This is a genomic window from Streptomyces humicola, from assembly GCF_024436035.1.
GTDB classification, from domain to species: Bacteria; Actinomycetota; Actinomycetes; order Streptomycetales; family Streptomycetaceae; genus Streptantibioticus_B; species Streptantibioticus_B humicola.
Genome location: NZ_JANFNG010000010.1, coordinates 64,467 through 76,599, shown reverse-complemented (window position 1 = coordinate 76,599; position 12,133 = coordinate 64,467). Strand labels below are relative to the sequence as shown.

Below are 12,133 nucleotides of genomic sequence, written 5' to 3'. Positions count from 1 at the left end.
CGATTTCAACCACTGGACGGTCTCGATCATGAGTCGGACACCCGACCCGGCCACCGCGGCTCAGCAAGCCCCCCAGGTCACCGCCGAGGTCACCTCCCAGGTAACCGCCGAGGCCGCTGGTCAGCGCCTCAGCCACGGCCTGAAGCAGCGCCATCTGTCGATGATCGCGCTGGGCGGCGTGATCGGCGCCGGGCTCTTCGTCGGCTCGGGGGCGGGCATCGCCGCGGCCGGCCCGTCGATCGTCATCGCCTACGCCCTCTCCGGGCTGCTGGTGATGCTCATCATGCGCATGCTGGGTGAGATGTCCGCCGCCAACCCGGCCTCCGGCTCCTTCTCCGTGCACGCCGAACGGTCGATCGGCCCCTGGGCCGGGTTCACCGCGGGCTGGATGTTCTGGACGCTGCTGTGCGTGGGTGTGGCGGCCGAGGCGATCGGCGCCGCCGGGATCATGACCAACTGGTTCCCCGGTACGCCCTCGTGGCTGTGGGTCGCCGTCTTCATGGCGGTGTTCTGCGGCACCAACCTCGCGGCCGTGAGCAACTTCGGTGAGTTCGAGTTCTGGTTCGCTGCCCTGAAGATCGCTGCGATCTCGCTCTTCCTCGTCCTCGGTGTGCTGGCCATCTTCGGTCTGCTGCCGGGCACGCACGCGGTCGGCAGCGCCAACCTCACCGGGGACGGCGGCTTCTTCCCCAAGGGGTCGGGCGGCCTTGTGGTCGGCCTGCTCGCCTCCGTCTTCGCCTACGGCGGCCTGGAGACGGTCACCATCGCGGCGGCCGAGTCCGAGAACCCCGTCAAGAGCGTGGGCCGGGCCGTGCGCACTGCGATGTGGCGGATCGCGCTGTTCTACGTCGGCTCGATGGCCGTGATCGTCACGCTGATCCCGTGGAACGACGCGTCCGTCGTCAAGCACGGCCCGTACGTGGCCGTGCTCGACCGCGTCGGGATCCCGGGCGCGGGGCAGTTGATGGACGTGGTCGTGCTGGTGGCTCTGCTCTCGGCGATGAATGCCAACATCTACGGCTCGTCGCGCATGGCGTACTCGCTGGTCGCGCGCGGCCAGGGCCCGAAGCTGCTCGGCCGGCTGACCGGCAGCGTGCCGCGGGTCGCGGTGCTGGCCTCGTCCGCGTTCGGGTTCTTCGCGGTGCTGCTGAGTTACTGGTGGCCGACGACCGTCTTCACCTGGCTGCTGAACATGGTCGGCGCCGCGGTGCTGGTGGTGTGGGCGTTCATCGCGGTCGCGCAGCTGCGGATGCGACGCAGGCTGGAGCGTGAGGCGCCGGAGAAACTCGTGGTGAAGATGTGGCTCTTCCCCGGGCTGACCTGGATCGCGCTCGCCGGGATCGTCACCGTGCTGGCGCTCATGGCCCGCCAGCCGGACACGCGGATCCAGCTGTACTTCACCGGCGGCATGGCGGTGGTGCTGGCACTGATCGGTTTCGTCCGGCAACGGACGGCCGCCACGGCGCGCGGCTGACTCCTGCGCGCGGCGCGTCAGCCGCGGGTACGGAGGAGGGGCGGGCCTTTCGAGGTCCGCCCCTCCGCTGTCGGCTCCCGTACGCGACCGGCGTCAACCGGCGTAGGTCCGGAACTCCCGTGTCTCGATCTTCCATGGCCCGACGGGCACCCGGTCCCCGAAGGCGTAGGTGTGACGCGCGCGATCTGTGCCTCGAGTTGGCGGCGGAGACGCTTGGTGATCAGTTCGTGCCGGTTGACGGGCGGCATCATCATCGTGATGCCCGCTTCATCGACCTCGACGGCCCACATGTCGTGACGCGACATCAGCTCTTCGGCGATGGCGCGCAAACGCGCATAGGTCTTGGCGTCCATGCTGCCGCTCTCACAGTGATGAGTACGCCCAGCGGACGCGAGCCGCTCGAGGCGGCCCCCGTCCGTTCGTCCCAAAGATCGTACGGGGAAGCACCGCCCCGACAGCGGAATGCCCCCGCGCGTGGTGTCGCGCGGGGGCATTCCCGTGTGCCGCCGACTGCGGCGGCAGCGGCTCAGTCGAAGATCGGGCCGACCGTCCGGGTGCGCTTGATCTCGTAGAAGCCGGGCGTGGAGGCGACGAGCAGCGTGCCGTCCCACAGCTTCGCCGCGGCCTCGCCCTTCGGCGCCGGGGTGACGACCGGGCCGAAGAAGGCTACGCGGTCGCCGTGCGCGCCGGGGACGGCGATGACGGGCGTGCCCACGTCCTCGCCGACCAGGCTGATCCCTTCCTGATGGGAGATCCGCAGCTCGGCGTCGTAGTCCTTGGTGTCGGCGGCGTCCGCGAGCTCCGCCGGGAGGCCCGCCTCCTGGAGCGCGGCCACGATGGTCTCGCGGGTCCTGGGCTGTTCCTGGTTGTGGAAGCGGGTGCCGAGGGCGGTGTACAGCGGGCCGAGCACCTCATTGCCGTACTTCTGCTCGGCGGCGATGCACACCCGTACCGGGCCCCAGGCGTTCTTGAGGTTCTCGCGGTACTCCTCGGGGAGGGTGTCCAGCTTGGGCTCGTTCAGCACGGCCAGGCTCATCACATGCCAGCGCACCTCGACAGGGCGGACCTTCTCGACCTCAAGCATCCAGCGCGAGGTCATCCATGCCCAGGGACACAGCGGGTCGAACCAGAAGTCGGCGGGGATCTTGTCGGTATCAGTCACGGCCTCTCCCATGTGGTCATCCGCATATTCTCCTTGAAACACACGTGGTCAGGCCGCAATTCCCCGCGCATGCCGCCTGTCAGTGGCGCATGCGATGATGCGACCGACGTCACCGGAGACGCCGTGCGGACGAGACAAAGGAGTCACTGTGCCCGGGGAGAACCTGACCCGCGACGAAGCCAGGGAGCGCGCCCGGCTGATCTCCGTGGACGGCTACGAGGTGGCGCTCGACCTGCGCTCGGCGGTGCGGCACCAGGAGCCCGCCTTCCGCTCGGTGACCACGGTCCGCTTCCGGTGTTCCGAGCCGGGGGCGGCCACCTTCCTCGACCTGCTGGCGCCCTCCGTCGAGTCCGTGGTGCTCAACGGCGAGGAGCTGGACGTGGCCGCGGTCTTCGACGGCACCCGGATCGCGCTCGGCCCCCTCGCGGCGGACAACGAGGTGACGGTGGACGCCCGTTGCGCCTACAGCAGGACGGGCGAGGGCCTGCACCGCTTCACCGACCCGGAGGACGGCGAGGTCTACCTCTACACCCAGTACGAACCGGCCGACGCGCGCCGCGTCTTCGCCACCTTCGAACAGCCCGACCTCAAGGCGCCCTTCACCTTCTCCGTCACCGCCCCCGAGCACTGGACGGTGCTGAGCAACGGGGCGCGCTCGGGCGAGCCGCGGCCGCCTGCCGACGGCCCGGGCCTCACCTGGGATTTCCTGCCGACCCGGCCCATCTCCACCTACATCACGGCGGTCGTCGCCGGCCCTTACCACATGGCGCACGACCATTACACCCGCGCGCTCGACGACGGCTCCACTCTGCAGATCCCGCTGGGCGCGCTGTGCCGCAGGTCGCTTGCCAAGCACTTCGACTCCGACGACATCTTCACCATCACCAAGCAGGGCCTGGACTTCTTCCACGACCACTTCGACTACCCGTATCCGTTCGGGAAGTACGACCAGGCGTTCGTGCCCGAGTACAACATCGGCGCCATGGAGAATCCGGGCTGTGTGACGTTCCGCGAGGAGTTCGTCTTCCGCGGCAAGGTGACGCAGGCCGCGTACGAGGGCCGGGCCAACGTCATCCTCCATGAGATGGCGCACATGTGGTTCGGCGACCTGGTCACCATGGGGTGGTGGGACGACCTGTGGCTCAAGGAGTCGTTCGCCGATTTCATGGGCGCGCTCTCGCTCGTCGAGTCCACCCGCTTCACCGACGGCTGGATCACCTTCGCCAACCGCCGCAAGGCGTGGGCCTATCGCGCCGACCAGCTGCCGACCACCCACCCGGTCACCGCCGACATCCGCGACCTGCAGGACGCCAAGCTCAACTTCGACGGCATCACCTACGCCAAGGGCGCCTCCGTCCTCAAGCAGCTCGTCGCCTACGTGGGCCGGGATGCCTTCCTCGACGGTGCGCGTCGCTACTTCAAGCGCCACGCGTACGGCAACACTGCACTGCAGGATCTGCTGTCGGTGCTGGAGGAGACCTCGGGCCGCGACATGACGGAGTGGTCCCGCGCCTGGCTGCAGACTGCCGGCGTCAACTCCCTGACTCCGCAGGCGACGTATGAAAGGGGAGGCGCCGATGCCGAGGAGCGGATCACGGAGCTCTCCGTGATCCAGGAGGCCACCGACGCCCACCCCGGGCTGCGCCCGCACCGGGTCGCCGTCGGCCTATACCGCCGCACGCCGCGCGGCACTCTGGAGCGGTACGCGCGCGCCGAGACCGATGTGCGCGGCCCGCGTACGGTGGTCGGAGAGCTGGCGGGTGCCGAGCGCCCGGATCTGATCCTTGTCAACGACGACGACCTCACCTACTGCAAGATCCGCTTCGACGCGGGATCGCTCGACACCCTCCGCGGCCACCTCGGCGATCTCACCGACCCCATGGCCCGCGCGCTGTGCTGGTCCGCGGTGTGGAACCTGACCCGCGACAGCCTGATGCCGGCCCGCGACTACCTGCGCCTGGTACGGGACTTCGCCGGCCGCGAGACGGACATCGGCGTGCTGCAGATGCTGCACACCTGGTCCAAGTCGGCGCTGGTGCACTATGTGGCGCCGCAGCACCGTGAGGATGCCGGCCGGGCGCTCGCCGAGTGCGCGCTGCGCGAGCTGCGCAGCTCCGGGCCGGGCAGCGGCCATCAGCTCGCGTGGGCCCGCTTCTTCGCCTCCGTGGCGGCGTCCGACGCCGACCTGCAGCTGCTGCAGGACCTGCTCGACGGGACCGCCGGCATCGACGGCCTCGACGTCGACCAGGAGCTGCGCTGGACGTTCCTCGAACCGCTCGCGGCGGGCGGCGCCGCCGACGCGTCGGCTCTCGCCGCCGAACTTGCCCGCGACGACACCGCCTCGGGCAAGCGCCACCAGGTACGCTGCCTCGCCGCCCGCCCCTCGGCAGAGGTCAAGGCGGCCGCCTGGGCCGACGTCGTGGAATCCACCAAGCTGTCCAACGCTCTGGTGGAGGCCACCATCTCCGGCTTCGCCCAGCCCGGCCAGCGCGAGCTGCTCGCCCCCTACACGGACCGGTACTTCTCCGCGATCGCCCGCGTGTGGTCCGAGCGGTCGATCGAGATCGGCATGGCGATCGTCCGCGGCCTCTTCCCCGTTCTGCAGGCGCGGCAGGAGACGATCGACGCGGCGGACGCATGGCTGGCGGCGCACACGGACGCGCCCGCGTCCCTGCGCCGCCTCGTCCTGGAGGGCCGCGACGACCTGGAGCGTGCACTGCGCGCGCAGGCCTGTGACGCCACGGTTGCACAGCGTCATGTTCGAACGCGGTAATCACCCATTCTCGACCATCGAACGTGCGTACTTTAGCCCCGTACTGTCCTGATTTGTCGACAGCCGTGTAACAGCGGTTAAGTGGCGCTCAACCTGCGGGAATTGAGGCAGCATGAACCACAACACGCCCCTCAGCCCCGGCCACCCCCTCACCCTCGTGCACCTCGAGCGCACCCAGCGTCGCGTCATGACCACGCGCGAGTTGCGTGCGCACGGCGTTCCGGCCGATGTGCTCGCCGAGCGGTGCCGTCCCGACGGCCCGTGGCAGCAGATCCTCCCGCAGGTGGTCCTGCTGCACTCCGGCCCGGCCACCGGCGAGGACCGGGCGCACGCCGCCGTCCTGTACGCAAGCCGTCCCCCGCACGGCCAGCACTGCCGCTCCGACGCGATGATCACCGGCCTCGCCGCCCTCGCCCTGCACAACTTCGAAGCGGTTCCCCCGCTGATCGGCCTGGACCGCATCGACGTCCTCGTGCCGCGCCAGCGGCGGCTTCGCGACGCGGGCGAGGTGAAGATCCGCCGCTCCCACAGCCTGCCGCGCCCGGAGACCGTGCGCGGGCTGCCGTGCGCCCCGGTGCCGCGCGCCATCGCCGACGCCGTCGCCGATCTGGAGGACGACCCGGCGACGGTGCGGGCGGTGCTCATCGAATCCGTGCGCGCCGGCCACTGCGAAGCGACCGCCGTCGTCAAGGAGTTGACCGCGGCCCGGCTGCTCTCCCGCCCTCATGTCGTCGACGCGGTGGACGCGCTGCTCGCCGAGGGCCGCACCATCGCGGAGGACCGGCTGTACGAGATGGTGCGCTGTTTCGGACTGCCCGACCCGGTGTGGAACGTGGACCTGCGGCTGCCCGGCGGGCCATACCTGGGCGGGGTCGACGCGTACTGGCCGGACCACGCCGTCGCGCTGGAGCTCGACGCGCGCGCTCCGCGTCTGGACGACGACGTTCTGTGGGCGGAGTACGCCCGCAAACAGGAGCACCTGGAGCGGCTGGGGATCATCGTGATCAGGGTGACCCCGAAGAAGCTGCGCGGGTCGCTCGAACAACAGGCCATGGTGGTCAGGACGGCGCTGATCGACGCGGAGAACAGCCACCCCCACGCCTACGTCGCGGTACTCCCCCGCTGACCTGCACGTGAGCGACGCACGTGAGCCGGCGAAGGGGGCCCCACGGAGCAGAGGGAGGGCGGCCGAGGGACGGGGCCGTCCGCAGAGTCTGCGAGGGGCCGGAGAAGCGACCGAGAACTCTTGTGCGTGGCAGGATGGCCAGAGTCTGACGAAGGTCTGACAAAGGCGGAGAAGCGAACGAAGGAGTTCACGTGCCGGGCACGAACCTCACCCGCGAAGAGGCGCAGCAGCGGGCTCGCCTGCTCAAAGTCGACTCCTACGCGATCGATCTCGATCTCAGCGGGGCGCAGGAGGGAGGGACGTTCCCCTCGACCACGGTTGTGCGCTTCGACTGCGCCGAGGAGGGCGCGTCGACCTTCATCGACCTGGTCGCCCCTACGGTGCACGAGGTGGTGCTGAACGGGACGTCCCTCGATCCGGCGGAGGTGTTCGAGGACAGCCGCATCGCGCTGCCGTCGCTCGCCGCCGGCCACAACGAGCTCAAGGTCGTCGCCACCTGCGCGTACACCAACAGCGGCGAGGGGCTGCACCGCTTCGTCGACCCCGTGGACAAGCAGGCCTACCTTTACACCCAGTTCGAGGTGCCGGACGCCCGCCGGGTCTTCGCCAGCTTCGAACAGCCGGACCTGAAGGCCAGTTTCCGCTTCACCGTGAAGGCCCCCGCCGGCTGGACGGTGATCTCGAACTCCCCGGCGCCGGAACCGGTCGACGGCGTCTGGGCCTTCGAGCCGACACCGCGCATCTCCTCCTACATCACGGCGCTGATCGCCGGCCCGTACCACAGCGTGCACAGCACGTGGGACGCCGACGGGCGGAGCGTGCCGCTGGGCATCTACTGCCGCCCGTCGCTCGCCGAGTACCTCGACGCCGACGCGATCTTCGAGGTCACCCGCCAGGGCTTCGACTGGTTCCAGGAGAAGTTCGACTTCCCCTACCCGTTCGCGAAGTACGATCAGCTCTTCGTGCCCGAGTTCAATGCCGGAGCGATGGAGAACGCGGGTGCGGTGACCATCCGCGACCAGTACGTCTTCCGTTCCAAGGTGACGGACGCGGCCTACGAGACACGTGCGGAGACGATCCTGCACGAGCTGGCCCACATGTGGTTCGGCGACCTGGTGACGATGGAGTGGTGGAACGACCTGTGGCTGAACGAGTCGTTCGCCACCTACACCTCCATCGCGTGCCAGGCCGCGGCGCCGGGCAGCCGCTGGCCGCACTCGTGGACGACGTTCGCGAACTCCATGAAGACGTGGGCCTACCGGCAGGACCAGCTGCCATCGACCCACCCGATCATGGCCGAGATCCGCGATCTGGACGACGTGCTCGTCAACTTCGACGGCATCACGTACGCCAAGGGCGCCTCGGTCCTGAAGCAGCTCGTCGCCTATGTCGGCGAGGACGAGTTCTTCCGCGGTGTGCAGACGTACTTCAAGCGCCACCGGTGGGGCAATACCCGGCTCACCGACCTGCTCGGCGCGCTGGAGGAGACCTCGGGCCGTGACCTGAAGGCCTGGTCCACGGCATGGCTGGAGACCGCGGGCATCAATGTGCTGCGCCCGCAGATCGAGCTGGACGGCAGTGGCGCGATCGCCTCGCTCCACGTCCGGCAGGAGGCGCCGGCGCTGCCCGCCGGGGCCAAGGGTGAGGCGGTGCTCCGCCCGCACCGGATCGCCATCGGCACCTACGACGTCCAGGACGGCTCCCTGGTCCGCACGGACCGGATCGAGCTCGACGTCGACGGCGAGCTCACCGAGGTCCCGCAGCTGACCGGGCGCCCGCGCCCCGCGGTGATCCTGCTCAACGACGACGACCTCTCCTACGCCAAGGTGCGCCTCGACCCGGACTCGCTCTCCGCCGTCACCCGGCACATCGGCGACTTCACCGACTCACTGCCGCGTGCGCTGAGCTGGGCCTCGACGTGGGACATGACGCGCGACGGGGAGCTCGCCACCCGCGACTACCTGGACCTGGTGCTGCACGGCATCGGCAAGGAATCCGACATCGGCGTCGTCCAGTCGCTGCACCGCCAGGTCAAGCTGGCGCTCGACCTGTACGCCGATCCCGCATGGCGGCAGACCGGGCTCGCCCGCTGGACCGAGGCCACGCTGGAGCGGCTCCGCGCCGCGGAGGCCGGCAGCGATCACCAGCTCGCCTGGGCGCGCGCCTTCATGGCGACCGCGCGGACCGACGAGCAGCTCGACCTGCTCTCCGGTCTGCTCGACGGCAGCGAGGAGATCCCGGGGCTCGTCGTCGACGACGAGCTGCGCTGGGCGCTGCTCGAACGGCTGGCGGCCACGGGCCGCGCCGACGACAAGGCGATCGACGCGGAGCTGGCGCGGGATGCGACGTCGGCGGGTGAGCGGCACGCGGCGACGGCGCGGGCGGCGCGTCCGACCGCGGAGGCGAAGGCCGAGGCGTGGCGCTCGGTCGTCGAGTCCGACGCACTGCCCAACGCCATGCAGGAGGCCGTGATCGGCGGCTTCGTCCAGACCGACCAGCGCGAGCTGCTCGCGCCGTACGCACCGAAGTACTTCGAAGTAGTGAAGGGCGTATGGGAGAGCAGGAGCCACGAGATGGCACAGCAGATCGCGATCGGGCTCTACCCGACGCTGCTGGTCTCGCAGGAGACGCTGGACGCGACGGATGCGTGGCTCGCCTCCGCGGAGCCGAGCGCTGCGCTGCGGCGGCTGGTCGTCGAGTCGCGCGCGGGCATCGAGCGGGCGCTGCGTGCGCAGGCCGCTGACGCGGCGCGTTCTGCGTGAGCGTTTTGCCGCGTTTTGCGGTGACCCGACGTCTGGGTTGAGAAGAAGTGATTTCCCCGCCCGCCCATAGCCGTGATCGGCTGGGCGGGCGGGGGAACGACCTACTGCTTCTTGCGGGACTTGTCCGTCGCGATCACCAGACTCGCGATGATCGCGAACAGCGCCAGCGGGATCGCGACGTACAGCCCGAGCGTTTCACCGATGCTCAGGCCCGGGCCCGGGTCCGAACCGCCGTCGCTCGCGAAGGCGAAACCGGACGAGGACATCAGCATCATCAGCGCCGTCCCGGCGCTGACCGCACCGGCGCGCAAAGCGTTCTTGTTGACCACGGTCCAAAACTAGCCAATGACCGCCCGTCCCGCGCGAGCGGGGTCGGCGCGCCGCAGTTCGTCGACGAGCGCATGCAGCCGCGATGACGCGGCCAGTCGTTCGAGGGTCAGCGGACGTCCCGTCGCATCGGCGATCGGAAGCCGCCAGTTGGGGTACTCATCCGTCGTACCGGGGAGGTTCTGGGGACGGCGGTCGCCGACAGCGTCCGGGAGCCAGACCCCGATCATCCGTGCCGGCGTCCGCTGAAGAAAACGGTGCATCGCCTTGATCGCGCCTTCCTCGTCCCTGGGGCCCTCCGGCAGCAGGCCGAGCCGCCCGAGCAGAGCGAGCCACTCCGCCACCTCGATCGCGTCCTGCGTCTGCTCCTCGGACAGCGACCGGCCCAGCAGCCCGAGGCCGTGCCGAAGCTGGACGTGTTCGCCGGTCAGCCGTGCCGCGGTGGTCGGCAGGTCGTGGGTGGTCACGGTGGCCAGACACCCCTCCCGCCACCGCTCGGGCGGCAGCGGCCGCCTGTCACCCTCGTGATCCCGTTCGAACCACAACACCGACGTCCCGAGGATCCCGCGCCCCGCGAGCTCCTCCCGCACGCCGGGCTCGACCGTGCCCAGGTCCTCCCCTATCACCAGCGCCCCCGCGCGGTGGGCCTCGAGGGCGAGCACGCCGAGCATCGCCTCGGCGTCGTAGCGCACATAGGCACCCTCGGTCGGCGGGCGGCCGTTCGGCACCCACCACAGCCGGAACAAGCCCATGACGTGATCGATCCGTACCCCGCCCGCGTGCCGCAGCACGCCGCGCAGCAGCTCGCGCCACGGCGCATAGCCGGTCGCGGCGAGCGCGTCCGGGCGCCACGGCGGCAGACCCCAGTCCTGGCCGTGGGGGTTGAACGCGTCGGGCGGTGCGCCCACCGACATCCCCGGCGCGAGCGCGTCGCGCAGCGCCCACGCATCGGCGCCCGCCGGATGCACCCCGACCGCGAGGTCGTGCACGATCCCCACCGCCATCCCCGCATCGGCCGCCGAGCGCTGCGCGGCACGCAGTTGAGTGTCCGTCAACCAGGCGAGCCAGCAGTGGAAGTCGACGCCGTCGAGACACTCCGTGCGGGCGCGCGCGGTCTGCGCCGAGCGCGGATCGCGCAACCCCGCCGGCCAGCCATGCCAGTCGGGGCCGTGGATCTCGGCGAGCGCGCACCAGGTCGCGTGGTCGTCGAGCGCCTGCCCCTGCTCGGCGAGGAAGTCGCAGTACGCGGCGCGCCTGCCGGGCGTCAGCGGCACCTTCCGTACCAGTTCGAGCGCGGCCCGCTTCAGCCGCCAGACGGCGTCGCGGTCGATCAGGGCGTCCTTGTCGAGGACGGAGTCGCGCAGCGCGGTGGCCTGCACGAGCAGGTCGCAGGCGCGTTCTCGGTCCTCGGGGGGCAGGTAGGCGTACTCGGGGATGTCCTCGATCCGCAGGTAGACCGGGTCGGGGAAGCGGCGGGACGACGGCCGGTACGGCGAGGGGTCGGTGGGTTCGCCGGGCGCTGCCGGCACGGCGGAGTGCAGCGGGTTGACGGTGAGGAACCCTGCGCCGAGCGCACGCCCCGCCCATCCGGCGAGGTCCGCGAGGTCGGCGAGGTCACCCATCCCCCACGAGCGTGCCGACAGCACGGAATACAGCTGTGCCATGAATCCATAACTGCGGCGCGGCGGCCCGTCGATCCGCTCCGGTACGACGATCAGGGGTGCGCAGGCGCTGCGCCCGTCGGGGGCGGCGGCGCGCAGGATGTGGTGGCCGAAGGGGAGGGAGAGCGGCTCGCCGCCAGCCGGGGCCGGCAGGTCGTACACGCTCCCGTCGTCGAACTCCGCCGTGAGCACGGTTCCGTCCGGCACATCGAGCCGCGGCGCGTATCCGGCGCGCAGCACCACGCACTGCGGCAGCAGGCGGCTGCGGCTTCGCTGTTCATGGCGGGCGAGGGCGTCGTGGACGGCTCGCGGGGTCGATACGTCGACGCCGAGCGCGCCGAGCACCGCTGTCACGGTGGCCTCGGGGACGTGGACGACCCGGCCCGGCGCGGGCTCGTAGGACGTGTCGACGCCGTGCAGCTGCGCGAGCCGCGCAAGCTCGGCTGCCGCCGGGGCGCTGGTTCCGGCGGCTCCCCCGTTCGGTCTGCCCATCAGTACTCCGTCGGCTCCACACCGGCCCCCGCGTCGCCGGTGGCGGCGGGCTCGCTGATCAGCGCCGGCTCGGTGGCGAGCGGCGGTTCACTCGTCAGGGGGACGTCCTCGGCCATGGGGGGCTCCGACGTGAGCGGCTGCTCGGCGTATCCGCGGTCACCGTCGAATTCGCCGTACTCGCCGTACTCATCGTCGGAGCCGGGTTTGGACAGGTCCAGGTCGAGGTCGAAAGGGTGTAGGTCGGTGGGGACAGCCACGGAGTGCCTCCGTTGGTCTGGACGGTCGGACACGTCAGCTCTACCCAGAGCCTGTCCGCCCATCCATCCGGATACCGGACGGTTGACAAACATCACACT

8 protein-coding genes are annotated in these 12,133 nt (G+C 70.4%); 4 read left to right on the top strand and 4 right to left on the bottom strand.

The features are described 5' to 3' along the window. Positions 1–28: 28 nt before the first annotated feature. Positions 29–1,474 (top strand): amino acid permease, encoded by a 1,446-nt coding sequence (locus NGB36_RS15155; protein ID WP_372509446.1) that lies wholly within the window; start codon positions 29–31, stop codon positions 1,472–1,474. A 526-nt stretch (positions 1,475–2,000) separates the two neighbouring features. Here NGB36_RS15155 and NGB36_RS15150 read toward each other — a convergent pair. Further along, entirely contained in the window at positions 2,001–2,648 is a 648-nt protein-coding gene (locus NGB36_RS15150; protein WP_255920795.1) for a mycothiol-dependent nitroreductase Rv2466c family protein, read from the bottom strand. A gap of 136 nt (positions 2,649–2,784) precedes the next feature. Here NGB36_RS15150 and pepN (NGB36_RS15145) point away from each other — a divergent pair, with 136 nt between their 5' ends. The 3 genes from pepN (NGB36_RS15145) (at position 2,785) to pepN (NGB36_RS15135) (ending at position 9,297) form a co-directional block, all read left to right on the top strand. Then, positions 2,785–5,409: an aminopeptidase N gene (gene pepN / locus NGB36_RS15145; RefSeq protein WP_255920794.1), complete on the top strand. Its 2,625-nt coding sequence runs from the start codon at positions 2,785–2,787 to the stop codon at positions 5,407–5,409. 112 nt (positions 5,410–5,521) lie between these two features. Then, the gene (locus NGB36_RS15140) at positions 5,522–6,535 is read left to right on the top strand and encodes a putative endonuclease domain-containing protein (protein ID WP_255920793.1); all 1,014 of its coding nucleotides are present in this window, start codon (positions 5,522–5,524) and stop codon (positions 6,533–6,535) included. Between the two features lie 191 nt (positions 6,536–6,726). Then, entirely contained in the window at positions 6,727–9,297 is a 2,571-nt protein-coding gene (pepN, locus tag NGB36_RS15135; RefSeq protein WP_255920792.1) for an aminopeptidase N, read from the top strand. 101 nt (positions 9,298–9,398) lie between these two features. Here pepN (NGB36_RS15135) and NGB36_RS15130 read toward each other — a convergent pair whose 3' ends face one another. From NGB36_RS15130 to NGB36_RS15120, 3 genes are read right to left on the bottom strand one after another with little or no spacing between them, the layout of a single operon-like run. After that, on the bottom strand, positions 9,399–9,626 hold the full coding sequence (locus NGB36_RS15130; protein ID WP_255920919.1) for a hypothetical protein: 228 nt from the start codon (positions 9,624–9,626) through the stop codon (positions 9,399–9,401). A 9-nt stretch (positions 9,627–9,635) separates the two neighbouring features. Further along, positions 9,636–11,777, bottom strand: coding sequence for a 4-alpha-glucanotransferase (gene malQ, locus NGB36_RS15125; RefSeq protein WP_255920791.1), 2,142 nt, complete (start codon positions 11,775–11,777; stop codon positions 9,636–9,638). Beyond that, on the bottom strand, positions 11,777–12,034 hold the full coding sequence (locus NGB36_RS15120; RefSeq protein WP_255920790.1) for a hypothetical protein: 258 nt from the start codon (positions 12,032–12,034) through the stop codon (positions 11,777–11,779). The genes malQ and NGB36_RS15120 overlap by 1 nt, the downstream gene beginning before the upstream one ends. Positions 12,035–12,133 lie beyond the last annotated feature (99 nt).